The following is a 26,065-nucleotide window of genomic DNA, read 5'->3' on the forward strand; positions in this document are numbered from 1 at the left end:
GGATTAAAAGATGATTTAATGAAACTGTTTTTCCTGGTAAATCAAAGGTACAAATACAAAACCTGCATATTCCTCTTGCTGTATTCTGCCATCTTGAAGTTTTTTAAACTTAAAGATGGAATTGCCTACCGGTATGACAAGTACACCGTTGGGTTTGAGTTGTTCAAAAAGTGAAAAAGGAATTTCCGGTGCACTGGCAGAGACCAGTATCTTGTCAAACTGTTCTCCCGGTTTTCCTAACTCTTTGCCTGCTTTTTCGATACGGCACTGCCCAAAACCAAACTGCGAAAGGTTTTTTTGTCCAATACTGACAAGCCTCTCAATACGTTCCATGCCCGTAACATGACCGGTTTCACCTACAATGGCGCACAGGAGTGATGTAGTCCAGGCGGAACCTGACCCTATATCCAAAACAGAGTCTCCTTGGTGTGGTTGAAGCAGTTCAAGCATAAAAGCAACTGTTGAAGGCTGAGAGATTGTCTGTCCTTCGCCGATGGGCAGGGGAGCATCTCTGTAAATTGCTTCTTCAAAACCTTCGGGCACAAAATATTTTCTGTCAATCTTTTCAAAAGCTTTTATGATTTGTGGTGTTTTTAAAACGCCAGAATTTTGCATGCTTTGAATGAGTTCATGGTTTGTACGCATATTTGCTCCTTTTGTCTGAAATTTATCTGCAATAAAGTATTCTTTCCATATCATAATGTAAAGCATCTTTTGTTTTGATGATGTTTTTAAATTTTTTTACAAGGATGAATTATGAAATTAGACAATACAGTTATAATCGTGGCAGACTTAGGGGAATTAAAAGCATATAAAACAGTAAAACATGAAGATATTTATAACAATGAATTGAAAATTAACTACTCTTTGGAATTGGTGAATGCTGAGGATTTTATTGAGGGCAGAAAAAAACTCCATGAACTCAAAAGTGATGCCAATGGCAGAAAAGGACACGCAACAATTGAAGAACACAGTGTTGAAGAGACGATTGCAAAAAGAACACTTACTGAGGTGGCAGAAGATATAGATATGATTGTACAGCAGATACAGCCAAAATCTCTGTTTTTAGCGTTTCCACAGGAGAACAATGCCGAACTGCTTGATAAACTCAGCCAGGAAACAAAGGCTGTTTTGAAAAAGAATGTGGCGCTTGATTTGGTGAAAATCGATAAAAACAAACTGTTTGAGTATTTTAACTAATGGGAACTTTTAGTTGATATAGAGTTAAAAGATTATATAATCTTTTAAAAATATCAAATGGTTCTCATGAAAAAATTTAAAGAGTTGCGTAAAAAAGCAAATAAATTTATATACAAAAGCTATGAAATTCAAGAAGATGAAGATAAAATAGCTCTGCACTTTCACTATCAACTTGATGAAGAAGGAAAAACGACTGACTTTCTTCATCGTCTCAGCATTAAAAAAAATGAAAAAATATCTACAGATTTTTCTATGCAAAATATTGTTTTTCATATCGGCCTTGCAGAAGCCATCAGTTACTACAAAATCGCTCTGCCGCAAGAGTTTGTCATAGAATGCGGAACAATAAACGAAATGCAGAAAAAATGGTTTGAAAAGCTTTATTTTAATGGGCTGGGGGAGTATATTTATCTCAATGGCATCGAGGTAAAGCAAGAAGATCTTGTTCATTTTACATGTGAAGGCAAGACATTTGACAAAACAGCTTTGTGCACACAGCAAAACATCATCATACCGATTGGCGGAGGAAAAGACTCTCTTGTAAGTTATGAGCTTTTAAAAAAGGAGTTTCCTGATGCATTGATGTTTTCTATGAACCCTATTGTTGCTTCACAAGAGATACTGAAGCAGCATCCAAAACATGCGATAGAACTAAAAAGAGAGCTTGACCTGGAGAAAATTCTAGATTTTAATGCGCGTGGCTACTTAAACGGACATATCCCTTTTTCCTCCATTGTCGGCTTTATCTCCATCTGGCTTGGTCTGCTGTACAAAACGAAGTACATCGTCCTTTCAAACGAATCAAGTGCCAATGAAGAAAACATCATCTACAACGGACAGAAAATCAACCATCAGTACTCAAAATCTATAGAGTTTGAAAATGATTTTCGGGAGTATGTTTTTAGTTTTATAACGGAGGATGTAGAGTATTTCAGTTTTTTGCGTCCTTTGGACGAGATACACATTGCCAAGCTTTTTGCCAGCTTTGCAAAAGAACACTTTTTTACGTTTCGCAGCTGTAATGTTGGCAGCAAGCGCAATGAATGGTGTGGCAAATGCCCAAAATGCCTATTTACCTATATCATGCTGTGCAATTATATAGAGGACGCTGCACTGCAAAAAATATTTGGCAAAGATATGCTTGACGATTTGGCACTGCAAGAACTTTTTGACGGACTTTCCCAAAGTGATGCCGTCAAACCTTTTGAGTGTGTGGGGACCTATGATGAGGTCAATTACGCATTAAGCAAAAAATATTATTCGTATTCTCAACAAGAATTGCCGTCCCTGTTGAAAACCTACAAACCAAAAAATATGGAATATCCTTTACATGTAAACTATGACGGGCAAAACAATCTGCCGCAAAAATTCAAAAAGAACCTCAAAAGCCATGTTGAAAAACTTAGTTTCTGATTTAAAACAGTATAAAAGCATCGGGATTTTCGGTTTTGGTGTAGAAGGGAAATCTTTTTATAATTTTGCACAAAAATATTTACCGGGTACTGAACTTGTTATCATAGATAAAAATCATCCTTCTTGTGATGAGAATTATTTGGACAGGCTCCATGAAGCAGAACTGATTATCAAATCACCCGGCATCTCTTTGTATAATTTGGACATTGATTATCACTCTTTTCATTTTTCTTCTACAACAGCACTGTTGCTCAAGCATTTTAAACATCAGATTATCGGAGTAACGGGAACAAAAGGCAAAAGTACCCTTGTAACACTTATAGACAGTTTGTTGAAAAATGCAGAAAAAAAGAGTATTTTATGCGGCAATATCGGTATACCCGCTTTTGATATGCTCGAAGAGATCAGCGCTGAGACAAAAATAGTGATGGAACTCTCCTCTCATCAGCTCTTACATGTAACGCATTCCCCTCATATTGCGATTTTGACCAATCTGTTTGAAGAACATTTGGATTATTACAAAGATGTACATCAATACTATGAAGCCAAGTTCAATATATACAGGTATCAGAGCAAGCAGGATATTTTTATATATAATCTGGCGCAAAAATTGGACTGCGGATATAATGTATATGAAAATGAACTCAAATACAGTGTGGATTTCAGTCTGCAAAACGGGTTTATTCATCAATCTACTTTGCAGATACTTGAAAAACTCAAAGAAATTTTGGCACTCGGTGATGAGGCATATATGCAAACACTTAACGCTTTTCAAACGCTTCCTCACAGGCTGGAATTTGTCAAAGAAGTCAAGGGTGTGTCTTATATAAATGACTCAATAGCAACAATTCCTCAGGCTACCATAGAGGCTGTGAAAATTTTAAAAAATGTTGATACGCTTATAATCGGGGGGAATGACAGAGGTGTGCATTATGAAGTGCTGATAGATTTTTTGCTTACAAGTGATGTCGCAAACATCATACTTTTTTCAGATACAGGGAAAAAAATTTATGATGCTTTACATGTAAAAGTGAAACAAAAAAATCTGTTTTTGCAAAAAAACTTGCAAGAGAGTGTCAAAAAAGCCTATAATATAGCAAGAAAAACCGTGTTGTTCTCTCCTGCTGCTTCGAGTTTTAACGAATATAAAAACTTTGCAGAGCGTGGGGATGAGTTTAAAAGAGCAGTTAAGCAATTAAAAGGATAGACAATGGCGTTTATAGATGTGGATGAAGATAATTTTGATGTTGTTTTGGCAAGAGAATTTGAAAAAGAAAAATTTGTCGTTTTAAAGTTTGGTTCTTACTACTGTGATGCATGCCAGATTATGGACATGGAGCTTGAGGAGTTGTGTGACAGGCTTGCGAATGTTTCTGTTTTGAGCATTGACAGCGGAAAGTCGGAGTATCTGACACAGCGGTATTTTGTTGAAGAAGTGCCGACTACTTTGATATTTAAAGAGGCAGAGAAACAGCTTTTTTACAGAACAGGGATTACTCTTGCCGATGATATGATAGATGTGATTTTGAAAGAGTGTTAAGGACTTAATCTCAATTTCGGAACCGGTACTTCAGTGCCGGCTGTTGTAATACTCTTGCCACTCTTAGCCCGCACTGAAGTACGGGTTCCTAAAAACATGAACACTAGCTGTTTGTGTTCATACTTTCAAGAAACTCTTCATTCGTAGATTTTTTGCCCATAGTGTTGTAGATAAATTTGAGTGCTTCGACTTCGTTATCCTGTTTATGCAGCATCTGACGAAGAATAAATACCTTCTGCAATACTTCTGGACCGATAAGGAGTTCATCTTTACGTGTTCCTGATTTGAGAATGTCAATAGCAGGGTAGATACGTCTGTCTGCAATTTTTCTGTCAAGGACGACTTCCATATTTCCTGTCCCTTTGAACTCTTCAAAGATAACTTCATCCATTCGGCTTCCCGTATCAACCAAAGCTGTGGCAATAATAGTCAAACTGCCGCCGTTTTCAATGTTTCTCGCCGCTCCGAAGAAACGTTTTGGCTTATGCAGGGCATTTGCATCCACACCGCCTGAGAGCACTTTTCCGCTTGAAGGGGTAACTGTGTTGTAGGCACGTGCAAGACGAGTGATAGAATCCAGGAGAATAACGACATCACGACCAAGCTCTACTCTACGTTTTGCTTTTTCTATGACCATCTCGGCAACTTTTACATGGTTTTTTGCAGGCATATCAAAGGTAGAACTGTAGACTTCTCCTTTGACGCTTCTCTCCATGTCTGTTACCTCTTCTGGGCGTTCGTCCACAAGAAGTACCATCAAATCAACTTCAGCATGATTTGTCGTAATACCGTGTGCGATCTCTTTTAAAAGCTCTGTTTTCCCGCTTCTTGGAGGCGCAACTATCAAACCGCGCTGTCCCTTTCCGATAGGACAAAAAAGATCCATCATACGGCCTGTCAAGCCTTTTTCACGGTATTCGAGTTTGAGCTGTTCTGTCGGATAAAGTGGTGTGAGGTTTTCAAAAAGAGGTCTTTTCTTACTCTCCTCCGGAGGAAGGGAGTTGACTGCTTCTATCTTTATAAGCGCGTAGTAGCGTTCCTGATCTTTTGGGGGACGAACCTGACCCGTTACAACATCTCCGTTTCGCAGAGCAAAGCGTTTGATTTGTGTGTTTGATACATAGGCATCATTGATACTTTCATTAAAACTCTGATCGATTGAACGGATAAAACCGTAACCGTCTTGCATAATTTCCAAAATACCGCTGAAAAGAATATAGCCGCCCTGTGCAGTCTGTGCTTTGAGTATTTCAAAGATTACATCCTGGCGTTTGAGTTCATTTGGCTGTTCAACACCAAGCTGTGTCGCTATATCAACAAGCTCTTGAATGCTTTTTGTACGAAGTTCTTCGACACTTGAGCCTTTTACAGGAGTGTGTGTTCTGGATTTTGAATTGTTTTTATGATTGTTTTTAGTGTTTTTACGCGATTGTGTGGAAGATTCATTTTCACTCATATGTATGACTGCCTTAATTGATTAGGATTGAAATTGTAGGAAAGATTCAAAGATACCTTGTGTATCTGTCTTGTTGCTGGAATTTTACAATAACTCTGACGCTATTGTCAAGTTTTTGCATTTTTAGGCGTAAAGTTCTTTGTTAAAGGTATCAAACTCTTTGAGTGTTTTTTCCAGAAGCTTCTGTGTTTCTTTGAAAATGTTGAGAGGTTCCTGTACTTTTTGCAGTGATCTGTCAAACATTTCTACAATATTTGTTTTGATAGTATTGTTGCGTGCCTCACTGTTGTTTTCATTGGGTTGAAACAGTGCGGCTATTTTTTTGGCAAGCTTTGTTACCGGTGATTTTGGGGCATCTTCGCTTAACTCCTGTATAAATTTGTCTATATAAGGCTGGGCTGTTTTCATGAAAGCTTCTATCTCTTTTTGGTCCTGAGCATCGATGCCGTTTGTATCTATGGAGAACTTAAATGAGGACATTGAGGAAAAGCTCATTGATGTTTTGCGTGAACTGCCATCTGTCTCATAGTTTGCAGAGGCAGACTTCTCGTTTGCAAAGTCCATTGTTATGACGTCTCCGCTTGAGGTTTTCATGGTAATGTTCAAATCATGGCGGTAGTAACTGTTTGCTGCATAGGATGTGTTCATTTTTCTTTTCTTCTCTTTTTTACTTTTAATCTATATCGGTAATAATGAAAAATTATCAAATGTAAATGATGTTTTCTATACAATTACATTATGAAGAACAAGTATAAAATTTTAGTAACAAATGATGACGGATATGAGGCGAAAGGACTGCTGTGTCTGGTGGAAGCTTTACGTGAGCTCCCAGATGTGGAGGTGACTGTTGTGGCTCCGGCAAATGAAAAGTCTGCCTGCGGGCACTCTTTGACCCTGACAAGACCTTTGCGTTTTGTCGGGATTGAAGAGAACTTCTTTAAACTCGAAGACGGAACACCCACTGACTGTGTGTACCTCTCTTTGAATGCAATTTTTCAGGGAAACAAACCTGATCTTGTTGTCAGCGGGATAAACAGAGGCTCAAATATGGGTGAAGACATTACCTACAGCGGGACAGCGGCAGGTGCTATGGAAGGTGTTTTGCACAATATTCCCTCTGTTGCGATTTCGCAGGTAATGGATTTTACCAATCCCAAGGGAGATTTTACGCTCGCTCAAAAAACAATCAAAAAGATAGTGACAAAAATACGAAATGAAAAGTTCCCTCTGCCTGAGAGAGAATTTTTAAATATCAACATTCCTCCGGCAGTTGAAGAGGCACAGATAAAGATAACCTATGCAGGGTACAGGGTCTACTCGAATGAAGCCGATGTGCACAGTAATCCACGAGGCGAGAAACACTACTGGCTTGGGCTGCATCCTCTGAATTTTCGAGCAAGAGAAGGTGTCAAAGGTGTGAGCGATTATGAGGCGATACGTGACGGATATATATCTGTGACTCCGATAATGCTTGATTTGAGTGCGTACAAAAGCATGAAAACATTAGAAGAATGGTTGGACTGATGCAAAAATATGATCGTATAAAACTTGTGTTAAAGGATGATTTTTCTAAACTCGAAGATGCTAAAATATTACTGCTGGGTGTCGGCGGTGTCGGCAGCTTCTGCCTGGACTGTTTATACAGAAGCGGTGTGAAAGATATCACGATTGTAGATTTTGATACCTATGACAAATCAAACCAAAATCGTCAGATGTGGTCGGAACTGCATGAAGGTGAGACAAAGGTGAATGCCTTAAAAGAGCACTATCCGGAGTTACATGTAATCAACAGACGCATAGACGAAGCGTGGGTGCAGGAGTTTGATTTTGAACCATATGACCTGGTACTTGATGCGATAGATGACAGAAATGCAAAACTCGCAATCGCACAAAAATGCCATAAAAAACTCATCTCTTCTTTTGGAAGTGCCAAAAGGCTTGATCCGACAAAGGTTCAGGTGGGTGATATCTGGAAAAGTTACGGCGATAAATTCGGTGCAAAAATTCGGTATGAATTGAAAAAACGCGGTTTTAACAAAAAATATAAAGTGATTTTTTCAAGCGAGGAAGCAGTCATAAAAGAAAAAGGCAGCTTTATGGGTGTCACGGCAACTTTCGGTCTGACCATGTGTGCCGAAGCAATCAAAAAGCTAAGAGAGGAAAAATAGGATTTGTTTGATTTTTTAGAGAGCGACTGGTTTAATATAGGGCTTGAGGTTGTTTTTATAATTTTAATCTCTTATGATGTAAAAAAGTATTTTGAGACAAAAAAGAGAGAATATATCATCAATATTGTCCTGACAATAGCTTTTGCAATATGGGCGCTTTATCCGTACTATAACTCCTACATCGGTTGGGAAGAGGAACAGAAAAAAGAGATGCTTTCGCACTGCAGCGGTGACGAAAACTCTACGAAGCTTTGCAAATGTCTGGATGATGCCACTTTCAAAGAGTATACCTATGATGAGTATAAAAATCTGGACAAAAACAGTACGGAGTATAAAGAGTTTGTAAAAGATGCAAAAGAGGAGTGTCTGGATGATTCATGGTTTTGATTTGAGTTCTGATCTTGTTTGTGAGGGGATTGTCGGTGACGGCTGTGGAGGCGGACGTATTTTTTATGTTCAAGATGAAAAACTGAAAACCTTTGACCCCGTGACAAAAAAGTCTATGATACTCCTGGATAATGTGAGAAATGTTCAAAAAATCAGTAAATCTGCCTGTATTATTACAATAGAGTGTTCAGATCAAACCAGAGAGTTTGATCTTTCATCACTGTAGTTTTCTGACACATACCAGTTTGTTTGTATTGCATTTATCCGTTGATGAGATGAAACCGTTTCCTGTATAGACGGTATAAGCATTAAATCCGTCACTGCTTTTGTCTATATCTTTACTCCAGTACAGCGCAGTATCAAGGTGCCTGAATTTTGCTTTGAGTTTTTTTGACTCCCCCAGGTGTTGCAGTTCCTTTTTTGTCGGCAGTCGCCAGTCATCTTTTTGCGCTGCATGTAATGCTTTACAGTAACTGTTTGCCAGTTTCCATATACCGTTAAACTTCTGCATATCCTTTGTATCAAGCCATTGTAACTCTTGCGCTGTATCTGTAACGCTGTTTTGTGCCTGTGCACAGGAGAACAAAACAAAAAGCAGTATAAAAATTTTTTGCATTGCCAAACCTTTTTATTTGAAACTCATGAGCGCATACCCGTCATTTTGGTATCTGATGGTATCTAAGAAACTGTTTTTTGAAATCTTTACAAAAGGCAGAACATCTTCTTTTTCAATAGCATTATGTGCCAGAGACATAGCGCAGGCAGTGATGGTGACATTTTTTCTTTTTGCAAGTTTCTTGAGGTATTGCTGGGATTGTTTTATATCTGGGACATCTTCATCCGGTACTGTCATGTCGTAATCTTTTGCCACCATTGCAACGCAGGAGCCGTGAAGTGTCAGTGCTACTTTTGCAGTATCTCCCTGTTCTTCAATCATATCTATAGTTTTTCCGACAAGCCACATACGGCTTTTTATATAAGATGCATCAGCCGAACTGCAGTCAAAGACAACTTTATACTCTCTGGCATTGACAAGTACACTAAAAAGGCTGAGAATTAAAAAAACATTTTTCATATTCTTACTCTAAGCCAAAAACATTTGAAAGTGTGTTAATGTAGTTAAAGTAACCGGTAATAGCAACTGCTTCGACTATTTGGACATCACTCCAGCCGAGTTTTTTCAAGTTGTCTATCTCTTCTTTTGTAACTTTGTAGTTGTCTTTTTTGGATGCGCGTATACAGAAGTTTAAAAGTGCTTTTTCTGCTTCATCAGCATCCAAATCATCGACACCCTGTAAAACTTCTTCGATTCTCTCCTCACTCATACCTAACATTTTTGCGATACTTTTATGGACATCTACACACATTTTACAGCCATTTTCCAAAGATATAAGCAAAGCGATAGACTCTTTTATATCGTATGAGAGTGTTGTTTCATCCAAAAGGTATTTTTGTATCATTGTGTCTGTTGCAAAGTAAACTTTTTCATCAAGAGCCAAGAGTTTGAATATCTCTCCGAGTTTTCCTGTTTTTTCTAAAATAGGTCTTGCTTTGTCCTGAATTGCAGGGCTCATTTCTTCAAATTCCGGTAGTTGTATATATGCCATATTTTTTCCTTTGTATCTAATTTTTTTTGAAATCTGCAGGGTCTTTATATTCTATTGTCGGCAGCAGATATGCAGTAATCAGTAAAATAGTACTAAAAATTACTACAACAAGTAAAGCGTGATCTTCAAAATAATGAAATATTTGCACTTTTCCCAAATCCGGACCCATGAAGTTTTTTATCTGAGGGTAAAAAAGCGTAAAAACCGCTCCACCGACCATTCCTCCCAAAACGCCGACAAGAGCATCTATGCGGCCCTCAGATACCGAAACAAAAAAAGCAGAGGGACATTTTCCTAAAATAACCAAGCCGATACCAAAAAGTATTGCCCCCGTGATAAGTCCTGCAAGTAAAACAGGTTTTACAGAATAAGAAGCATAACCAGTCTGTACCAAAATATAAAATCCCAGGCTTGAAAGTGCAACGGTTGTCATCGCCATACGAGGAACAAGGGTATCTTCAAAAAGCATAAAACCAGCCATTTTTTCAAATTTATCCAATCTTGAGTATAAAATAACGGCACCAAAAACAAAGCCTGTAAACAGTACCGTCCAAACAGAACCATGCCCTTGCCTTGCCACTATATCAAACATATGTACAATTCTATCTGTCATTTTTGCAAACCTTTTTTTTGTAAAAAAATCTTCCTGTTATCACACCTGTTCCCAGCGCAAAAACGGCAAAGATTATACCACTGAGTGCCAATTGACTGCCACCGGACAAAATATGCCCGGCATTGCATCCGCCTGCTAGTCTGGCACCAAATACAAGCAGAAATCCGGCAATAAAACTCCAAAGCATACGAGATTTGACTGATCTGTTTTTTCTCTCTTTCCAGAGTGTGGGGATAAGACTCAAATGAAAAGACTTTGTTACAAAAATTGACATAAAAAGTCCGCCAAAGAACAGACCGATCAGCATGACACCTTCCCATGCTCCGGATTGTTGTATCTCTGCTGTATAAGCATAACTATCTGCATCAAGTCCAAATAAAACAGTTGCAAGGTACGCCATTCCGGTTGAAGCACCGATAGGACGATTCGCTCCAAAAGTTGAAAAACTAAAATAAAAAAGTAAACTCATTGCAATTCCGCCAACCCACCAAGGTATCTGTCTAGGCATATAAACTCCATTTTAAATAAATAGTGTAAAGCTACACTTTACAATTTGAATTATATGATATAATTCTTAATCAGTTATTAATTAGGATGAAAAATGGATTATAAAATGTCTGAACTTGTGGCAAAAACAGGTGTTCCAAAATCGACTATACTTTACTATATAAAAGAGGGACTCTTGCCAAATCCTGTAAAAGTAAAGGCAAATGTTCATAAATACAGTGATGAGCATATAGAGCTCATCAAATATATCAAGTATATGAAAGAGGAGATGGGTAGCAGTAACGAACAGGTGAAACTGGTTTTAGAGAAAAAAAACAATTCATTTTCAAGTTCTTACACAATGCTGGCACCGCTCATGAATACTTTAAGCGGTATTGAGATTCACAGCGAGCACTACAGCAAAAAAGAGTTTACAGAGCATTTTGATATTGATGAGGAACTCCTGGAAAGGTTGCTTGCTGATGGTGTTTTAATGCCAATAGGGGAGAATGATTATACTCAAAAAGAAGCTTGTATAGTGAATTTGATAGAGAACTGCAGGGAAGTCGGGGTTGATTATGAGTTGATAAAAGAGTATGTAAAACATGCTCGGGAATTGGCAAAATTGGAACTTAAAATGCAGGAAAAACTATGTGCACTGCGAGATGATAAAAATTTTTCTGCTTTGTGGAAAATAGTATTTGATACACTTTTTAAAACCAAAGAGTATATTTTCAACCGTGCAACATACAAAGAGTTCTACAGAGCAATCAAACAGGAACTGATTGGAACATAGACTTTTTAAAGGTATAGGTAAATATGCTTCCTTTTCCTGGTTCGGATTTTATATCAAGATGTATATCGGCTTCATCTATGATTGATTTGACGATGCTCATACCTATGCCAAACCCGTTTTTATATTCATTTTCCCTGTAGTAGCGTTCGAGAATTTTTTGCGGGTTTTGGATGCCTTTTCCATAATCTTGGATACTCAGACATATATTCAGTTCATTGTCATGGAAAAGCTTTATCTCTATTTTACTTTTTGCAAATGAAAACTTTATGGCATTGGAAAGTGTGTTGTCAACGATTCGCTGCAGTTTAGTTGTGCTGAAAAACAGTACAGGTTGTCCTACCTTACATGTAAAGAGAAGTTCTATCTCTTTTAACTGGCAGATAAGTTCAAAATAAGAGACACGCTCCTGTAAAAAGTCATAAAGGTTAATGGGCTCATTTTTGTATTCAACTCTGTTTTGTTTTATGAGATAATCCATGTCATTGTAAATGGTGGCAAGAGAGCGTGTTGCTGATTTTATGCGGTTGAAATATTTGTTTTTGCCGTAAAGCGCATCAAAAAGGTCAACATTTACATTGATGATGCTCAAAGGGGTGTTGATTTCATGCATAGACTCTTTGATAAAATCATCGAGCTTTTCATTGACTCTTCTGAAGGGTTTTGAAAAGCTTTTTAAAAAATAAAAAGAGAGCAGCAAGATGAGCGTAATGATTCCAAAGGCAATGAGGCTGGCTTCAAAAAAAACAGGAGCGAAAGAGATTTCTGTTTTTGTGACCAAATAGTTCGCAAAAAAGTATTTTTTATCCGGGAGTTCTGTGATGAGGTATCTATGAGAACCTTTGGAATGGTATCCTGGCATATAGGAGGGGAGGGGTTCGTCTATCTGTGTATAGACCGGAGTAAAATCTTTTTTGTAAAGACCTGAGGCAAAAGAGGCAAATTTTGGAAACTCAAAGATCTCCTGAGGATGGTTTCCAAAATTGTCCATGGCTTTTATGATATGTGCCTGAATGGATTTGAGTTCCACTTCTGTTTGCACTTCCTGCAGGTTTATTTTATGATTGATATACAATGACAAAGGCGTCAGGAGTATAAAAGAGACAATCAGTGTATAAATAAGACTGTATTTTTTTACAAACTTTTCTTCATTGACAATCAAGTCGGTATCCTATGCCGTAAATATTCTCAATGACATCCTTTGGCAGTTTTCTTCTTAAGTTGTTTATCTGCACTCTCGCATTGGCAGCTTCAACATTGTTCTCCCAGATCTCTTCATACAGCATTTCAAAAGTGACAATCTGGTTTCTGTGTTTGATGAACAGAGTAAGAATATCATTTTCTGTTTTGCTCAGTTGAATCTCTCCCGATATACCGATAAGTTTTCGGTTGTTAACATCATACCGGTAGTCACAGGGAAGTTGGAGCATATCACTGTCGGTTTTAAAACAGTTGGATTTTAGGGCATGTTGTACTCTTAACTGTAATTCGATTAAATCAAAAGGCTTTTTAATATAGTCACAACAGCCGTTTGCATACCCCTGCAGCATTGCATCGGCACTTGACATGGAAGTGACAAAAATTGTAGGAATGTTCTTTCCCTCATCTCCAAGTTCTTTTCTTAAAGAAAATCCGTCAAATTCTCCGGGGACATTGACATCCAGAAGGAGCAAGTCATACTCTTTGCAAAAAATGGCATCAAAAGCATCACTGCTGTTCTCAAAACTGTCTACTGTATAGTCTTTTGAGCTGAGAAATTCTTCAATGCTCTCTTTTAAAATTGTCTCATCTTCGAGCAAAAGTATTTTCATTTTATCTTTCCTCTTGAAATTTTTTGAGAGTTGGCATCCAGCAAGAGGGATATTAACTCTTCTTTTGTGTATCTGTTGAGTTTGTTACGTAAATTTTTCTCCAAACAGGCCCTGTCTTTTTGTGTTGTGCATTTTTTCAGTGAAACAAGCTCTTTTGCTGTTAAGTCGGTATAAGGGTCAAAAGCTTTGTCTTTATTGACAATAGTAGAATAAAGATCTTTTCTTGAGTAGCTGAAAAAGCTTTCAAGTTCATTCTCAAAACTGCTGAAAAGTTTGAGTTTTTCTTGTGAAAGTATAAGTATAAAGTAACCTATACGTTCTGCTTTGGAGTTGAGAATGACTTTTGATATGTAGAGATACTCTTCGGTCTGCACAGAACCCAGACTTTCAAGTTTATTCAAGTCCAGTCTGCGGAGATTTTGAATGTGATTGATGTTTGCTCCGTTGTTTGCCACTATCATATTGGCAATCCGAGGATTGTTTTTTAGCAGTACGGACTGGTTTTGGTATTTGTCATCGAGGAGTGCAATCATATCTATATCGTACTGGGCAAAATATTTTTCAAGGGAAGCAAAACGTTGAATGACTTCCACAAACCCGAGACACTTTTTGTTCTCTACAATAGGAATAGAAGCGATAAGCACAAGCCGTCTTGCCGCTTCATAGGAGAGATGCGGGCTGAGTGTTTTTTTCATCTCTACCAAGTCAGGACGGTAGGCTTTGACATTGACACCCGCATCACTGTTATCCCAGCTGCGTGCAAATATAGTAATGTCTTTTGAAAGAATCTGAATACGGATTTTTGAACCGCTGAAAGTTTCAAGTGCCTTCATATGTGTCTGGAGAATTTCATAGGCTTTTTTTGCATCATTGTTTTTAAGCGCACGCTGGAGTGTTTCGTTTTGAGAGAGGGCAAAGGCAAAATTAAAAGCCCGTGCCTTTTCATTTTCTATCTGTTTGTTTAAAATATTGAGTAAAACAGTATGCACTCTGTCAGTAAACTCCTGCTTGTTTTGTGTATAGAAGTAGCCTATAAAAATTACCAGCATTAACAATATTACAGCGAGATATTTCTGATAGAGTTTCATGTTCTTTTTACTTCATACATAAAGAATGTGTATTATTTTTTATAATAATACACAAATCTTGGCGTTAAATTACTTAATTTTGACGTATGCACATCCCTGTCTTTGCAAATTAACGATTTTAATGATGCCCGCAGGTGTTTTTTTCACATAATCCTGCAGTTGCTCATCTTTGACATGTTTTTTCTTCATAGTGTTGCCACAGGCAAAAAAGTTGATGTTGTCTCCGCCAAGCTGTTTTAAAGATTTAAAACGTGAAACTGTTCCGGCACCTGTCGGGCCTCCGTGCTCACAGTAAGGCATTTTAACAAAACCTGTGCCCTTAAAATCTTTCATCATGTATTGAAGACATGGACCAAAAGCGACAACATTTATCTCATACGGAATAAGATGTTTGTCAAAATAGCTGGCTGCGTTATTAATAGTATTGAGCATCAGGTGTATACGTTGAATATCGGGAAAATCACACTGATAGACTATTTTGACTACATCATTTTCTTCTTCTGCGTCACTGTTTTGCGCATAGAGACCTGTTCCGAGCAACATAAGTAATGCCACTGTTGAGAGTTTTTTGAATAATTTCATTGTCAATCCTTTAAAAAGCTGCTGTTATTTGAATAGCAATACGGTTCCCCATATTGTCTAAAACTTTTTGTGCATTTGCATTACCCGGAGCTTTTGCATCCCGTATCATGTAGTTCAGATCGACTCTTGTTGCTCCTTTGAATCTGTATGAGGCACCAAGCGTTAGGGTTTTAAAGTCACGTTCGCCTTTGGTGTCATTGGTCAGACGGTTTAAGTAGTCATATCTGCCAAATACTTCAAACTTTCTCTGAACGATTTCATACTGAAGATTCACATATCCGCCATCCGCTTTGTTTTCACTGCCTGCAGCGAATTGAAACTGCCAGTTTTCAGTCTGCGGATCAGGATCTGTATCTTTTGCACCGGTATAAATCATCCCAGAAGCTCTCATATATTCTCCTTCGACTCTGATGCCGTCTTTATGGTAGGTAAAGCCTAAACCGTATCGTTTGCGGTCTGCATCAATTTGGGTTGTTGCTGTTCCGTTGTTGGAGAGAAGTTTTCTTTTTCCGCTTTGTCCCCAGACAAACATTTTGAGTGAATTTGTATAGTATCCTTTGCCGGGATTTGCAAAAATTTTCTCCAGTGCAAGATATCCGTAGTGGGTTGCCTGTGCATTTGAACTGCTCATACTGATACCGTTTCCGTTTCCGTACATGTAAGCATAAGAGATGTTCCATGAATCTACCAGCGGCAAGGTGTCGAAAATCTGCACACCCGTATCTCTAAAAGCGCCGATTGGTCTGTTGATTTCTGTGCTGGTATAGTGAACTGTCTGTGCACCGCCTGCTGCTGCACCTGTCTGTGCTGCTCCTACTTTTGTTACCTGTCGTTCTAAAAGCTGTTGAAATGTCATAGAAGTAAACTCGATGTAAGGAGAAACAAAGACAGCCTGCAAGCCCTCTTCACTTCCCGGATATTTGAACATACCGGCTCTGACTTTTGCCCCTTTTATATGTTTGAGAGTTACAGAAGCATCTGTAAAATAAGTACCGACATTTCTATGTCCGGCAAGATTGTTGACACCGTTGTTTCCAAACTCTGTCATAAAAAAGTAGTTGACAAGGTTGTCATTGTCAGCCATCCCTCTCATCGCCAAACGTGCCCGAAAAAGACTCATACCGGATTGCGATTCCAGGTCAGGGTTTAAAAGAGAAAAAGGTGTTTTGTTTTTACCGTCAGGAGCAATCAAAACTTTTCCCTCGTCTTTTTTGTAATTTGCCTGAATGAATCCCCAGACTTTCGGTTTGTGACTGCGATATGGAACGATTACCCCTTTTGGTGCAAAAAACTCCGGTTGATACCCTTGCAGCTTGAGCCAGTCGGCCGCCTCAATTTGTGAAGCACAGACGAGACCTGCCAGTCCAAGAAGCTTTATTTTTAAAGTTGTTTTCATATTTTCCTCCTATGAAAGATGTCGGCAGTGTAAAACAAGAGTGTAAAAAAGAGAATTTTTAGAACCTTTAACTAAAAGCAAAGCTTTCTAAAAGTACTATATCTAACTTTTAAAATATACTTAAGGATTTTGAATGGCTGAAATACATTTGGATACCAAAGCTTTTTTGGTCTCAGAAACAGATACGAAAGGGATTATCCGTTTTGCCAATGATGAGTTTTGTCATTATGCCGGATACAGTGTTGATGAACTTGTTGGCAAACCGCATAATATTGTCCGTCACCCAGATATGCCGCGTGCCGCTTTTAAAGATTTGTGGGAGACGATAAAAAGCGGGAAGCGATGGCGGGGCTTTGTAAAAAACAAGGCAAAAAACGGTGACTACTACTGGGTTTTTGCCACGGTGTACCCCTTTACCTCCTGTGATGGGCAACCGGGTTATATCTCCTGCAGAAGAACAGTTTCAGAAATGGAAAAAGAGAAATATGAAAAAATTTATAAAGAGATGAGAGCAAAGGAGCGCCACAATGGTTAATTTTTTAACAAAGATTTCAGTAAGAAACAAGATGCTGCTCAATGTTGCAGTGCCTCTTGCGGTCATTGTCATCATAGCCATAAGTGCAATTTACAGTCATTTGCAAAACAGTCAGCAGTATGAAACATACAGCATCATCGTCGATCTGGATCAAAAAATTTCCAAAGTTGTGCATGAGACACAAAAAGAGCGGGGTGCAACTGCCGGATTTTTGGGTTCAAAAGGGAAAAAGTTTGCACAAAAACTTGTCTCGCAAAAAGAAGAGACTGACAAAAAAATTCAAGAACTGCAAGAGTATCTGCAAAACGGGAATGTCATCAGTCTGTTGGATAAAGATGTCAAAGAATACCTTGAAAAAGCATTACAGGATCTCTCAAGGATAAATACCATTCGTTCTCAGGTGACGGCACAGAGTATGGGAGCAAAGGAGGCGATTGCCTACTATACACAAATGAATGCAAAGTTTTTAAATTTTATAGCAAAAGCTTCTTTGCAGGCAGCGGATGCACAGCTCAGTGCCGAGACCCTGGCGTATTATGATTTTTTACAGTCCAAAGAGAGAGCCGGCATAGAGCGTGCAGTCGGAAGTGCCACTTTCGCAAATGACAAGTTTATCAAAGGGGCAAAAACAAAACTGGCAGGACTGATCTCTGAACAAGAGGCATTTATGAGCAGCTTTGAGACCCTTGCCTCAAAAAAAGATATTGCATACAAGAGAGAGATTCTGCAGGGTAAGGTGATTGAAGAAGTCAAACGGATGGAAACCATTTTGCTGAGTGCCAAAGAGATTGGCGGTTTTGGTGTGGATGCCACCTACTGGTTTGATACGATTACAAAAAAAATAAACAGACTCAAAAAAGTGCAGGAAAAAATAGAAAAAGGATTGAACGGCAGTGACAAAAGAAGCAAAGAACTCTTTCAGCTTGCCATAGACATCGCAAACTTTGTACATGAAACACAAAAAGAGAGAGGTGCTACAGCAGGGTATATAGGCTCAAATGCCAAAAAATTCGTTACCAGACTTCCGGCACAGAGAGCCGCAAGTGATAAAAAACTGGCAAGGCTTAAAGGTGATATCAAAAGTTTTCATTTTCAAAACTATCCGCATGAATTACAAAAACGCGTAAATCAATTTTTGCAAAAAATTCAAGAATTACAGGGTGTAAGAAAGCGTGTGACATCACTGGATATTGATGTAAAAAGTGCTCTAAATACTTATACTGCCGCAAATACATCTATGCTTGATACGATTGCCTATATGACACATTTGGCAACAGATATAAAAAGCGGAAGAAAGCTCATTGCCTATTACAGTTTTTTAATGGCAAAAGAGAGAGCGGGCATAGAGCGGGCAGTGCTCTCAAATGCTTTTGCCAGAAATAAATTTCTGCCGGGTATGAAAGACAAATTTGTAAAACTCATAACAGAACAAAAAAGCTTTTTGAGAGTATTTCGCTCTGTAGCCCCTTCCTATCTGGTGGCATATTATACAAATCAGATGGCTATACAGGCAGTGCAGGAGGTTGAAAAGATGCGAAAAATTGCGCTTGAGGCCAATACCATAGGCGGATTTGGTGTGGATGCTTCTTACTGGTTTGATACCATCACGCAAAAAATCAATCTTTTGAAGAAAGTGGATGACCACCTGAGCCAAAATCTTACCCGGTTGGCACATGAAAAATATGAGAATGAAAAAAATGCGCTCTATCTGTATCTTTTTGTAATGCTTTTTATTATTTTGTTTACAGCAGTGCTTTCGTGGCTAATCAGCAAAAATATCACACACTCCGTTTCAAAAATAAGCAAAGGCATGGAACAGTTTTTGGAGTTTTTAAACAGAAAACACAATGTAATCGAAAAGATTGATTTGTCTGGCAGTGATGAACTCGCCCGTGTTGCAAAAATGGTCAACGAACAGACAGATACAATTAATGAGGGAATAGAGAATGATATGCTCTGTGTCGGAGAGTCAATTCTTACTCTTAATAAGGTACAGCAGGGTTCTTTTAAATGCAGAGTCAATTCCGAGGCAACAAACTCGCAAATCCAGACTTTGGCAAATACAATCAATAAAATGCTCGATACCCAGGAAAAAGTGATGGACGATATACTCGAAGGTCTTGAAAAGTATGCAAACTATAACTACCTGGATAAGATTGTTCTTGATGCAAAAATTACAGGAGAGACAAAAGCGGTTGTAGAGAGAGTCAACAATCTTGGCGATGCCATCACAAAACTTTTGAACGATTCCTATAACAATGCAAATGCACTGCTTGAGCGGGCAGATATGCTTGAGTCAAAAATGCAGGAATTAAACAGTTCTACGGCTTCACAGGCAAAAGAGCTGAGTGTGACAACGCAGGCGGTCAATACTATAGCGCAGACCATAGAAGAGACATCCCAAAAAGCAAATGAAGTTGTCAGCCAGTCACAGGATATTAAAAATGTGATGCAGGTTATCAGTGATATAGCGGATCAGACAAATCTGCTGGCACTTAACGCGGCCATTGAAGCGGCACGTGCGGGTGAGCATGGACGCGGATTTGCCGTAGTGGCTGATGAGGTAAGAAAGCTTGCAGAGGGAACACAAAAATCACTGGCTGAAATCAATACAACAGTGAGTATCCTGACGCAGTCCATTACCGATGTTGAGGCCAATATTGCCGAACAAAGCGAGAGTGCGAATTCTATTAACAAAGCAGTTGATGAGGTAAATGCTATGACAGAGCTTAATGCACAGACTGCGGCTGAAGTCAATGAGGTGGCACGGGATGTCAAAGAGATGTCTCTCAAAGCCTTGAGCGAAATAGAAAAAAATAAATTTAACAAAGTGTAAAGTTTTGATATAATCATACAACTAAAAAAATTTAATAAAGAGAATAGATTATGCAAAACAACATAGAACCGATGACACTTTTTGGCTACGAGAAGTTACAGGCCGAAGTGAAAGACTTAAAAGAGGTAAAACGTCCCGGCGTTGTCAAAGCGATTGAAGAAGCGCTTGAACACGGCGATTTAAAAGAAAATGCAGAGTATCATGCGGCAAAAGAGCAGCAAAAAAGCATAGACAACCGCCTTGCAGAGCTTCAGGAGATTTTAGGAAATGCCCAGATTGTTGATCCTAAAGATCTGCAGCACACCAAGGTGAGCTTTGGCTCAACGGTTGTCATGACAAATATGGACACAGACGAAGAGGTAACCTACACGATAGTTGGCGGCTGTGAGAGCAATCCTGACATAGGGCTCATCTCTTTTAACTCTCCTCTGGCAAAACAGCTTCTTGGCAAAGAAGAGGGTGACGAGGTCAAAGTCCGTCTCCCCGGCGGTGAAAAAGAGTTTGAAATAGACGAGGTGAAATACCAGGATATTGTTTTTGAGTGTAAAGAGTAATGCAAAACAAGAGTAAAATAAATGTAGGCGTGGTCGGGGCAACAGGCTACACAGGGCTGGAACTTGTCAAAATGCTCATAAAACATCCTTTTTTTCATTTGGCATACATCGCAAACTCTGAAGGCGGAACGACCATAAACAAGCTCCATCCTTCTTTAAACGGTGTGTGCGAAGATGAGGTGCAAAAAGCAGATATTGATGCAATGGCGCTTACATGTAAACTGGTTTTTTTGGCACTGCCGCATAAAACAGCAATGGCTTACGTCAAGCCGTTGTTAGAGAAGGGTATCAAAGTTGTTGACCTCTCAGCTGACTACAGACTGCCGCAGGATATTTATGAGGCATTTTACTGTCCCCATACAGACCCAAAAAATCTGGAACATGTTGTCTACGGACTCCCTGAACTCAATCGTGAAGCGATAAAGTCTGCAAAACTGGTTGCAAATCCGGGATGTTTCCCTACATCCGCGATATTGGGACTGCTTCCGTTTATGGACAAACGTATTACGGATACACCGATTATAATTGATGCAAAAACAGGAGTGAGCGGAGCAGGCAAAAAGCTCAGTGAAGTGACACATTTTGTGAATGTCAATGACAATCTTTTTGCCTACAATCCTTTGTTGCACAGACATGCTCCCGAAATTGCAGACAAACTGAATGTCTCTTTTGACAAAGTCAGTTTTGTACCGCATCTGGTTCCTGTGACGCGGGGTATGATAAGTTCGATTTATATACAGGTCAGTGATGATTTCGATGCCCTGGATGTTGTAGAAGAATTTTATAAAAATGACGTACATGTAAGGGTGAGTTCTGTGCCGGTGGATATGAAAAATGTTGCCGGAACAAATTTCTGTGACATCTATGCCCAGAGAAAAGGCAATATACTTTTTATATCTTCAAGCATAGACAACCTGATGAGAGGAGCATCTTCTCAGGCTCTTGTCAACGCCAATCTGATGATGGGCATTGATGAGACGACGGCGATACCAGATATAGCCTATGTCCCCTAAACCGGTTATTATTCAAGAGGGTGCGTTTATTGTTTCTGATGCGCACTATTCACACCTGCGTCCGGAACTTTTATATTTTTTACGAGAAATACACAGTAAAAATATGGCAGTACCCCAGCTTATTCTGATGGGAGATATCTTTGACGCTCTGTTTGGGTCTATAGACTTTACATGTAAGCAGAACAAAGAGGTTATAGCACTTATCAATGATATTTCCATAGATACGGAAGTTGTCTATCTGGAGGGGAACCATGATTTTAATATAAAAAATGTTTTTCCAAAGGCCAGGGTTTTTTCGATTAAAAACCAGCCGGTAAAAGCATTGTATCAAAAGAAAAAAGTCTATCTTGCACATGGAGACTTTGACGGGGAGAGACTCTATAAACTCTACACATCTTTGATACGAAGCCCTTTTGTTCTTTTTGTTTTAAAGTATATAGATATATTTTCAAAACATGCGATTTTGAAAAATCTTGACAGCTATTTGAGTAAAAAAAATGACTGTCAGAAATTTACGGGTTTTAGAGAATTTGTACAAAAGCGTTTGGCAGAAAAATATACCTGCGACTACTTTATAGAGGGACATTATCATCAAAACATTTCTTTTGACACAGACGGTTTTTACTATATAAATCTGGGTGCTTTTGCTTGCAATCAAAGATACTTTATTGTAAAATCAGCTCAAGACATAGAGTTGTTGGAAGAAAAAAAATACTCTAGGGAGATATAAAAGATGGATGAAAAGTCTTTAAAAGTTGGTTCCAATGAGATGGAACTTGTTGATTTTCGCATATTCAAACAGGAAAAAGACAAGGTTTATGAAGGTATTTACGGTATCAATGTCTCTAAGGTCAGAGAAATTATACGTTTGCCAAAACTGACAGAGCTGCCAAGTACACCGGAGTTCATAGAGGGAATATTTGATTTGCGTGAAGTGGTCATTCCTGTTGTCAATCTGGCAAAATGGATGGGTGTGACTGAACCCGAAGATGCAAAGAAAAATGCCCGCGTTATTATTACAGAGTTTAACAATGTGCTGATAGGCTTTATAGTTCATGAAGCAAAACGCATCAGAAGAATCAGCTGGAGTGATATAGAACCGGCAACTTTTATGAGCAGTTCCTCAGGACTTGAGAGCAATAAAATAACTGGAGTAACAAAGATAGAGGGTGATAATGTTCTTTTAATCCTGGACCTTGAAAGTGTTGTTCAGGATTTGGGACTGTATGAACCTGAAACAGATTCGGCACCGGAGAAAATAGAAACATTTTCAGGTCTGGCAATGGTGCTTGATGACAGTGCAACGGCTCGTAAAATTGTCAAAGATGCATTGATGAAAATGGGCTTTCATGTTGTAGAAGCGATGGATGGAGAAGAGGGTCTTAATAAACTGAAAGATCTCTATGAAACTTATGGAGATAATTTGGCAGATAATTTAAAAATAATTATTTCAGATGTTGAAATGCCAAGAATGGACGGTTTTCATTTTGCGGCGAAAGTCAAAGAAGATGAAAGGTTCAGTGATATTCCTATAGTCTTTAACTCCTCAATCAGTGATCATTTTAGTGAAACAAGAGGTGAGGAAGCCGGCGGAGAAGCTTATTTGGTTAAGTTTAAGGCAGGTGCATTTTTTGATGAAGTATCACGTATTGTACGTGCACATATGAAGAAATAGGGAGTGTAAATATGGATGAATTTCAAGAGATACTGCAAGATTTTTTAGTTGAATCGTTTGAACTTGTTGAAAAGCTTGACGAAGATTTGGTCGAATTAGAATCCCGTCCGGATGATTTGGAATTGCTAAACGGGATATTTCGTGTCGCACACACCGTGAAAGGGGCTTCATCGTTTTTGAATTTTGACACCTTGACACATTTGACACATCATATGGAAGATGTGCTCAATAAAGCCCGTCATGGAGAGTTGAGTATCACTCCGGATGTTATGGATGTTATTCTGGAGTCTATTGACCTGATGAAAGCACTTTTGGAAAAAATCCGTGACACGAGCAGTGATGAAGGCATAGATGTGGCCGCCTGTGTCGCAAGACTTGACAAAATAAGCAACGGTGACCTTTCAGGACTTGCCGATGCAACAGCAGCACAGGAAAAAGAAGAACAAGAGCCTGCGGCAGCTGAAGAAGAGACTCAGGAAGAAGAACCGGACTATGACAATATGGACCCTGATGAGATAGAAGCTGAAATAGAAAGACTTTTGGCACAGCGCCAGGCCGAAGACAGAGCCAAAAGAGAAGCAAAAATAGCCGCGGGTGAAGAAGTGCCTGTAATGCCACCAGAACCAAATGAAGAAGAGCCGAAAAAAGAAGAAAAACAAGAGAAAAAAGAAGAAGCTCCAAAGGCACCGACTCCTGCTCCTGTTTCACAAAATAAAAAAGCATCGCAAAATGCTTCTGCTGAGGATCCAAAGGCGGCAGCACCGGCAAAACGTGCACCTGCCACGGTTGAGCAGACGATTCGTGTGGATGTCAAAAGACTTGACCATCTGATGAATCTGATCGGTGAACTTGTTTTGGCAAAAAACAGATTGATTAAAATCAATGATGATGTTGAAGAGCGTTATGAGGGAGAAGAGTTTTTAGAAGAGCTCAACCAGGTTGTCTCTATTGTTTCTCTTGTAACGACTGATTTGCAAATTGCGGTTATGAAAACGCGTATGCTGCCAATAGGAAAAGTTTTTAACAAATTCCCTAGAATGATCCGGGATCTTTCCCGCGAACTCAACAAAAAGATTGAACTTGTTATCTCCGGTGAAGATACAGAGCTCGACAAATCAATTGTGGAAGAGATCGGGGATCCGCTTGTGCATATTATCCGTAACTCCTGTGACCATGGTATAGAGACGCCAGAAGAGCGTCTTGCAAAAGGAAAACCGGAAGAGGGTACGATTACACTCAAAGCCTATAATGAGGGCAATCAGATTGTGATTCAGATAGATGATGACGGAAAAGGGCTTGACCCGGAGATGCTTAAGCAAAAGTCGCTTGAAAAAGGCATCATCACTGAAAAAGAAGCAGAACAGATGAGTGACAAAGAAGCATATACACTTATCTTTAAACCGGGATTTTCAACAGCTGCAGCTGTGACAAGTGTGTCCGGACGCGGTGTCGGGATGGATGTTGTCAAAACAAACATCGAAAAACTCAACGGTATCATAGATATTGACAGTGAAATAGACAAGGGTACTTCTATAAAACTGAAAATTCCACTGACTCTGGCAATTATTCAGGCACTTCTTGTAGGTGTTCAAGAAGAACATTATGCCATTCCTTTAGCCTCTGTTCTTGAAACGGTCAGAATTTCAAAAGATGAAATATATACAGTAGAGGGACGTTCTGTAATGCGATTACGTGATGATGTTCTTTCTTTGGTGCATATCGGAGATATTTTTGAAGTTGAGCGTATTTTGGATGCGAGTGAACATGCCTATGTTGTTGTTTTGGGACTCGGAACAAGCAAACTGGGGCTTATTGTAGATATTTTGGTAGGGCAGGAAGAGATTGTTATCAAATCTCTCGGCGAGTACCTCAAAGGTATTGAAGGGATTGCGGGAGCTACCATCCGCGGAGACGGAGGAGTGACACTTATCGTTGATGTCGTGGCGCTTATGGATATGGCCAAAGAGACAAAAGCCACGCAGATAAGCTCGTCAGATGAATCTGCGGTGAAAGAGAAAACAAAAGCGAGTGACTATACTGTAATGATCGTTGATGATTCCAAAACAGACAGAACGATTATGCGAAAAGCACTGGAACCTATGGGGATTACTCTTGTTGAAGCGAGTGACGGACAAGAAGCACTTAACCTCTTGAAATCAGGCGATCACAATATAGATGCAATGCTCATTGATATCGAAATGCCAAGGATGGACGGATATACACTTGCCTCGGAGATTAAAAAATACAACAGATATAAAAACCTGCCGCTTATAGCCGTAACATCAAGAACAAGTAAATCTGACCGTATGCGCGGGGTTGAATCAGGTATGGTTGAGTATATCACGAAACCTTATTCTGCCGACTATTTGGCAAGTGTTGTACAGAGAAATGTTAACTTTAAACCGGAGTTTTTATAATGAGTGATAAATTAAAAGATATTATTAACAAACAGGCTGAACAAAATGACAGTGTTGTTGATCAGCTCGATGATGTGGTACAACTTGTCGGATTTGTCATAGGGGATGAAGAGTATGCAGTACCTATTCTTTCCATTCAGGAGATTATCAAACCTTTTCCATGGACAAGAGTTCCGCAGGTGCCTAAGTATGTTTTGGGTGTGTTTAATCTTCGCGGTTCTGTTATTCCGCTTATAGATCTGCGTACAAAATTTGGACTGCCTCCTAAAAAACAGAGCGAAGATACACGCTTTATTGTTATGCGAAACGGCTCTGATGTGGCAGGATTTGTGATTGACAGACTCACAATGGCAATTCGCATTAAAAAAGAGAATGTGGGACCGCCGCCTGATACTGTCAACGGTGATGACACTATTATAGACGGTGTAGGAAAGCAGGCAGATAAAATTATTACTATTTTAAAAGTGAACAAACTTTTAGAAAGAGATTTTTAGC

30 protein-coding genes are annotated in these 26,065 nt (G+C 39.1%); 17 read left to right on the forward strand and 13 right to left on the reverse strand.

Annotation, left to right across the window (positions count from 1 at the left end):
- Nucleotides 1–15 precede the first annotated feature (15 nt).
- Complete coding sequence (gene pcm / locus MLC35_RS03120; RefSeq protein ID WP_434637777.1) at nucleotides 16–645, reverse strand: protein-L-isoaspartate O-methyltransferase; 630 nt, start codon at nucleotides 643–645, stop codon at nucleotides 16–18.
- A gap of 111 nt (nucleotides 646–756) precedes the next feature.
- Between pcm and MLC35_RS03125 the strand changes: the two genes are divergently transcribed.
- The 4 genes from MLC35_RS03125 to MLC35_RS03140 all read left to right on the forward strand — a co-directional run bounded on the left by MLC35_RS03125 (nucleotide 757) and on the right by MLC35_RS03140 (nucleotide 4,153).
- Nucleotides 757–1,200, forward strand: a complete 444-nt coding sequence (locus tag MLC35_RS03125; protein WP_151900887.1) for a host attachment protein — start codon at nucleotides 757–759, stop codon at nucleotides 1,198–1,200.
- A gap of 66 nt (nucleotides 1,201–1,266) precedes the next feature.
- Complete coding sequence (locus tag MLC35_RS03130; protein ID WP_434637779.1) at nucleotides 1,267–2,613, forward strand: hypothetical protein; 1,347 nt, start codon at nucleotides 1,267–1,269, stop codon at nucleotides 2,611–2,613.
- Nucleotides 2,591–3,820: a Mur ligase family protein gene (locus MLC35_RS03135; protein WP_434637781.1), complete on the forward strand. Its 1,230-nt coding sequence runs from the start codon at nucleotides 2,591–2,593 to the stop codon at nucleotides 3,818–3,820. The genes MLC35_RS03130 and MLC35_RS03135 overlap by 23 nt, the downstream gene beginning before the upstream one ends.
- Nucleotides 3,821–3,823: 3 nt before the next feature.
- Nucleotides 3,824–4,153 (forward strand): thioredoxin family protein, encoded by a 330-nt coding sequence (locus tag MLC35_RS03140; RefSeq protein WP_151900884.1) that lies wholly within the window; start codon nucleotides 3,824–3,826, stop codon nucleotides 4,151–4,153.
- Nucleotides 4,154–4,256: 103 nt separating this feature from the next.
- On the opposite strand, the gene rho is transcribed toward MLC35_RS03140, so the two are convergent.
- Nucleotides 4,257–5,609, reverse strand: coding sequence for a transcription termination factor Rho (rho, locus tag MLC35_RS03145; RefSeq protein ID WP_346389463.1), 1,353 nt, complete (start codon nucleotides 5,607–5,609; stop codon nucleotides 4,257–4,259).
- Between the two features lie 123 nt (nucleotides 5,610–5,732).
- Nucleotides 5,733–6,257 (reverse strand): hypothetical protein, encoded by a 525-nt coding sequence (locus tag MLC35_RS03150; protein ID WP_346389464.1) that lies wholly within the window; start codon nucleotides 6,255–6,257, stop codon nucleotides 5,733–5,735.
- Nucleotides 6,258–6,347: 90 nt separating this feature from the next.
- Here MLC35_RS03150 and surE point away from each other — a divergent pair, with 90 nt between their 5' ends.
- The 4 genes from surE to MLC35_RS03170 are packed head-to-tail and all read left to right on the forward strand — an operon-like array spanning nucleotide 6,348 to nucleotide 8,390.
- Complete coding sequence (gene surE / locus MLC35_RS03155) at nucleotides 6,348–7,133, forward strand: 5'/3'-nucleotidase SurE (protein ID WP_434637783.1); 786 nt, start codon at nucleotides 6,348–6,350, stop codon at nucleotides 7,131–7,133.
- The gene (locus MLC35_RS03160) at nucleotides 7,133–7,777 is read left to right on the forward strand and encodes a ThiF family adenylyltransferase (RefSeq protein WP_434581258.1); all 645 of its coding nucleotides are present in this window, start codon (nucleotides 7,133–7,135) and stop codon (nucleotides 7,775–7,777) included. The genes surE and MLC35_RS03160 overlap by 1 nt, the downstream gene beginning before the upstream one ends.
- A 3-nt stretch (nucleotides 7,778–7,780) precedes the next feature.
- Nucleotides 7,781–8,164, forward strand: a complete 384-nt coding sequence (locus tag MLC35_RS03165) for a hypothetical protein (RefSeq protein ID WP_151900879.1) — start codon at nucleotides 7,781–7,783, stop codon at nucleotides 8,162–8,164.
- The gene (locus MLC35_RS03170; protein WP_346389467.1) at nucleotides 8,148–8,390 is read left to right on the forward strand and encodes a thiamine biosynthesis protein ThiF; all 243 of its coding nucleotides are present in this window, start codon (nucleotides 8,148–8,150) and stop codon (nucleotides 8,388–8,390) included. The genes MLC35_RS03165 and MLC35_RS03170 overlap by 17 nt, the downstream gene beginning before the upstream one ends.
- Here the strand turns inward: MLC35_RS03170 and MLC35_RS03175 are convergent.
- Genes MLC35_RS03175 through MLC35_RS03195 form a run of 5 tightly spaced genes read right to left on the reverse strand, consistent with a single transcriptional unit; the run spans nucleotide 8,382 to nucleotide 10,892 of the window.
- The gene (locus MLC35_RS03175; RefSeq protein WP_434637785.1) at nucleotides 8,382–8,780 is read right to left on the reverse strand and encodes a DUF1566 domain-containing protein; all 399 of its coding nucleotides are present in this window, start codon (nucleotides 8,778–8,780) and stop codon (nucleotides 8,382–8,384) included. The genes MLC35_RS03170 and MLC35_RS03175 overlap by 9 nt on opposite strands.
- A gap of 12 nt (nucleotides 8,781–8,792) precedes the next feature.
- Nucleotides 8,793–9,239 carry a DsrE family protein gene (locus tag MLC35_RS03180; protein WP_346389469.1) on the reverse strand — a complete coding sequence of 149 codons (447 nt, stop codon included), beginning with the start codon at nucleotides 9,237–9,239 and terminating at the stop codon, nucleotides 8,793–8,795.
- A 4-nt stretch (nucleotides 9,240–9,243) separates the two neighbouring features.
- Entirely contained in the window at nucleotides 9,244–9,771 is a 528-nt protein-coding gene (locus tag MLC35_RS03185) for a carboxymuconolactone decarboxylase family protein (RefSeq protein WP_418641107.1), read from the reverse strand.
- A 16-nt stretch (nucleotides 9,772–9,787) separates the two neighbouring features.
- The gene (locus MLC35_RS03190; protein ID WP_151900874.1) at nucleotides 9,788–10,384 is read right to left on the reverse strand and encodes a YeeE/YedE thiosulfate transporter family protein; all 597 of its coding nucleotides are present in this window, start codon (nucleotides 10,382–10,384) and stop codon (nucleotides 9,788–9,790) included.
- Nucleotides 10,374–10,892, reverse strand: a complete 519-nt coding sequence (locus MLC35_RS03195) for a YeeE/YedE thiosulfate transporter family protein (protein ID WP_434581262.1) — start codon at nucleotides 10,890–10,892, stop codon at nucleotides 10,374–10,376. The genes MLC35_RS03190 and MLC35_RS03195 overlap by 11 nt, the downstream gene beginning before the upstream one ends.
- Before the next feature lie 93 nt (nucleotides 10,893–10,985).
- Here MLC35_RS03195 and MLC35_RS03200 point away from each other — a divergent pair, with 93 nt between their 5' ends.
- On the forward strand, nucleotides 10,986–11,666 hold the full coding sequence (locus MLC35_RS03200; protein ID WP_418641110.1) for a MerR family transcriptional regulator: 681 nt from the start codon (nucleotides 10,986–10,988) through the stop codon (nucleotides 11,664–11,666).
- Here the strand turns inward: MLC35_RS03200 and MLC35_RS03205 are convergent.
- The 5 genes from MLC35_RS03205 to MLC35_RS03225 form a co-directional block, all read right to left on the reverse strand.
- Nucleotides 11,641–12,825, reverse strand: a complete 1,185-nt coding sequence (locus tag MLC35_RS03205; protein WP_434581265.1) for a sensor histidine kinase — start codon at nucleotides 12,823–12,825, stop codon at nucleotides 11,641–11,643. The two genes, MLC35_RS03200 and MLC35_RS03205, sit on opposite strands and share 26 nt — an antisense overlap.
- The gene (locus MLC35_RS03210) at nucleotides 12,812–13,474 is read right to left on the reverse strand and encodes a response regulator transcription factor (protein ID WP_151900870.1); all 663 of its coding nucleotides are present in this window, start codon (nucleotides 13,472–13,474) and stop codon (nucleotides 12,812–12,814) included. The genes MLC35_RS03205 and MLC35_RS03210 overlap by 14 nt, the downstream gene beginning before the upstream one ends.
- Entirely contained in the window at nucleotides 13,471–14,562 is a 1,092-nt protein-coding gene (locus MLC35_RS03215) for a cache domain-containing protein (RefSeq protein ID WP_151900869.1), read from the reverse strand. The genes MLC35_RS03210 and MLC35_RS03215 overlap by 4 nt, the downstream gene beginning before the upstream one ends.
- A gap of 69 nt (nucleotides 14,563–14,631) precedes the next feature.
- The gene (locus tag MLC35_RS03220; protein ID WP_151900868.1) at nucleotides 14,632–15,144 is read right to left on the reverse strand and encodes a DsrE family protein; all 513 of its coding nucleotides are present in this window, start codon (nucleotides 15,142–15,144) and stop codon (nucleotides 14,632–14,634) included.
- 10 nt (nucleotides 15,145–15,154) lie between these two features.
- Nucleotides 15,155–16,540 (reverse strand): hypothetical protein, encoded by a 1,386-nt coding sequence (locus tag MLC35_RS03225; RefSeq protein ID WP_434637788.1) that lies wholly within the window; start codon nucleotides 16,538–16,540, stop codon nucleotides 15,155–15,157.
- 133 nt (nucleotides 16,541–16,673) lie between these two features.
- On the opposite strand from MLC35_RS03225, the gene MLC35_RS03230 reads away from it, so the two are divergent.
- The 8 genes from MLC35_RS03230 to MLC35_RS03265 are packed head-to-tail and all read left to right on the forward strand — an operon-like array spanning nucleotide 16,674 to nucleotide 26,064.
- A complete protein-coding gene (locus MLC35_RS03230) occupies nucleotides 16,674–17,075 on the forward strand; it encodes a PAS domain-containing protein (RefSeq protein WP_434637790.1) in 402 nt (133 codons plus the stop codon).
- The gene (locus tag MLC35_RS03235; protein WP_434637792.1) at nucleotides 17,068–19,911 is read left to right on the forward strand and encodes a nitrate- and nitrite sensing domain-containing protein; all 2,844 of its coding nucleotides are present in this window, start codon (nucleotides 17,068–17,070) and stop codon (nucleotides 19,909–19,911) included. Before MLC35_RS03230 ends, MLC35_RS03235 begins: the two co-directional genes overlap by 8 nt.
- Nucleotides 19,912–19,961: 50 nt before the next feature.
- On the forward strand, nucleotides 19,962–20,465 hold the full coding sequence (greA, locus tag MLC35_RS03240; protein WP_151900864.1) for a transcription elongation factor GreA: 504 nt from the start codon (nucleotides 19,962–19,964) through the stop codon (nucleotides 20,463–20,465).
- Nucleotides 20,465–21,478 carry an N-acetyl-gamma-glutamyl-phosphate reductase gene (argC, locus tag MLC35_RS03245; protein WP_434637794.1) on the forward strand — a complete coding sequence of 338 codons (1,014 nt, stop codon included), beginning with the start codon at nucleotides 20,465–20,467 and terminating at the stop codon, nucleotides 21,476–21,478. The genes greA and argC overlap by 1 nt, the downstream gene beginning before the upstream one ends.
- Nucleotides 21,468–22,208: a UDP-2,3-diacylglucosamine diphosphatase gene (locus tag MLC35_RS03250; RefSeq protein ID WP_434637796.1), complete on the forward strand. Its 741-nt coding sequence runs from the start codon at nucleotides 21,468–21,470 to the stop codon at nucleotides 22,206–22,208. The genes argC and MLC35_RS03250 overlap by 11 nt, the downstream gene beginning before the upstream one ends.
- 3 nt (nucleotides 22,209–22,211) lie before the next feature.
- A complete protein-coding gene (locus MLC35_RS03255; protein ID WP_151900861.1) occupies nucleotides 22,212–23,153 on the forward strand; it encodes a chemotaxis protein CheV in 942 nt (313 codons plus the stop codon).
- 11 nt (nucleotides 23,154–23,164) lie between these two features.
- The gene (locus MLC35_RS03260) at nucleotides 23,165–25,570 is read left to right on the forward strand and encodes a hybrid sensor histidine kinase/response regulator (protein WP_346389478.1); all 2,406 of its coding nucleotides are present in this window, start codon (nucleotides 23,165–23,167) and stop codon (nucleotides 25,568–25,570) included.
- A complete protein-coding gene (locus MLC35_RS03265; protein ID WP_151900859.1) occupies nucleotides 25,570–26,064 on the forward strand; it encodes a chemotaxis protein CheW in 495 nt (164 codons plus the stop codon). The genes MLC35_RS03260 and MLC35_RS03265 overlap by 1 nt, the downstream gene beginning before the upstream one ends.
- Nucleotide 26,065 lies beyond the last annotated feature (1 nt).

Source organism: Sulfurimonas sp. NW7, from assembly GCF_051132265.1.
Classification (GTDB): Bacteria; Campylobacterota; Campylobacteria; order Campylobacterales; family Sulfurimonadaceae; genus Sulfurimonas; species Sulfurimonas hydrogeniphila.

Bases quoted from the DNA above. Each gene is read 5' to 3' on its own strand.
- MLC35_RS03235 (WP_434637792.1), top strand. From the start codon at position 17,068: ATGGTTAATTTTTTAACAAAGATTTCAGTAAGAAACAAGATGCTGCTC.
- MLC35_RS03180 (WP_346389469.1), bottom strand. From the start codon at position 9,239: ATGAAAAATGTTTTTTTAATTCTCAGCCTTTTTAGTGTACTTGTCAAT.
- MLC35_RS03210 (WP_151900870.1), bottom strand. From the start codon at position 13,474: ATGAAAATACTTTTGCTCGAAGATGAGACAATTTTAAAAGAGAGCATT.
- MLC35_RS03195 (WP_434581262.1), bottom strand. From the start codon at position 10,892: ATGCCTAGACAGATACCTTGGTGGGTTGGCGGAATTGCAATGAGTTTA.
- argC (WP_434637794.1), top strand. From the start codon at position 20,465: ATGCAAAACAAGAGTAAAATAAATGTAGGCGTGGTCGGGGCAACAGGC.
- MLC35_RS03135 (WP_434637781.1), top strand. From the start codon at position 2,591: ATGTTGAAAAACTTAGTTTCTGATTTAAAACAGTATAAAAGCATCGGG.
- MLC35_RS03255 (WP_151900861.1), top strand. From the start codon at position 22,212: ATGGATGAAAAGTCTTTAAAAGTTGGTTCCAATGAGATGGAACTTGTT.
- MLC35_RS03230 (WP_434637790.1), top strand. From the start codon at position 16,674: ATGGCTGAAATACATTTGGATACCAAAGCTTTTTTGGTCTCAGAAACA.
- MLC35_RS03140 (WP_151900884.1), top strand. From the start codon at position 3,824: ATGGCGTTTATAGATGTGGATGAAGATAATTTTGATGTTGTTTTGGCA.
- MLC35_RS03215 (WP_151900869.1), bottom strand. From the start codon at position 14,562: ATGAAACTCTATCAGAAATATCTCGCTGTAATATTGTTAATGCTGGTA.
- MLC35_RS03170 (WP_346389467.1), top strand. From the start codon at position 8,148: ATGATTCATGGTTTTGATTTGAGTTCTGATCTTGTTTGTGAGGGGATT.
- surE (WP_434637783.1), top strand. From the start codon at position 6,348: ATGAAGAACAAGTATAAAATTTTAGTAACAAATGATGACGGATATGAG.
- MLC35_RS03260 (WP_346389478.1), top strand. From the start codon at position 23,165: ATGGATGAATTTCAAGAGATACTGCAAGATTTTTTAGTTGAATCGTTT.
- pcm (WP_434637777.1), bottom strand. From the start codon at position 645: ATGCGTACAAACCATGAACTCATTCAAAGCATGCAAAATTCTGGCGTT.
- MLC35_RS03150 (WP_346389464.1), bottom strand. From the start codon at position 6,257: ATGAACACATCCTATGCAGCAAACAGTTACTACCGCCATGATTTGAAC.
- MLC35_RS03125 (WP_151900887.1), top strand. From the start codon at position 757: ATGAAATTAGACAATACAGTTATAATCGTGGCAGACTTAGGGGAATTA.
- greA (WP_151900864.1), top strand. From the start codon at position 19,962: ATGCAAAACAACATAGAACCGATGACACTTTTTGGCTACGAGAAGTTA.
- MLC35_RS03200 (WP_418641110.1), top strand. From the start codon at position 10,986: ATGGATTATAAAATGTCTGAACTTGTGGCAAAAACAGGTGTTCCAAAA.
- MLC35_RS03250 (WP_434637796.1), top strand. From the start codon at position 21,468: ATGTCCCCTAAACCGGTTATTATTCAAGAGGGTGCGTTTATTGTTTCT.
- MLC35_RS03220 (WP_151900868.1), bottom strand. From the start codon at position 15,144: ATGAAATTATTCAAAAAACTCTCAACAGTGGCATTACTTATGTTGCTC.
- MLC35_RS03225 (WP_434637788.1), bottom strand. From the start codon at position 16,540: ATGAAAACAACTTTAAAAATAAAGCTTCTTGGACTGGCAGGTCTCGTC.
- MLC35_RS03185 (WP_418641107.1), bottom strand. From the start codon at position 9,771: ATGGCATATATACAACTACCGGAATTTGAAGAAATGAGCCCTGCAATT.
- MLC35_RS03175 (WP_434637785.1), bottom strand. From the start codon at position 8,780: ATGCAAAAAATTTTTATACTGCTTTTTGTTTTGTTCTCCTGTGCACAG.
- MLC35_RS03130 (WP_434637779.1), top strand. From the start codon at position 1,267: ATGAAAAAATTTAAAGAGTTGCGTAAAAAAGCAAATAAATTTATATAC.
- rho (WP_346389463.1), bottom strand. From the start codon at position 5,609: ATGAGTGAAAATGAATCTTCCACACAATCGCGTAAAAACACTAAAAAC.
- MLC35_RS03265 (WP_151900859.1), top strand. From the start codon at position 25,570: ATGAGTGATAAATTAAAAGATATTATTAACAAACAGGCTGAACAAAAT.
- MLC35_RS03160 (WP_434581258.1), top strand. From the start codon at position 7,133: ATGCAAAAATATGATCGTATAAAACTTGTGTTAAAGGATGATTTTTCT.
- MLC35_RS03190 (WP_151900874.1), bottom strand. From the start codon at position 10,384: ATGACAGATAGAATTGTACATATGTTTGATATAGTGGCAAGGCAAGGG.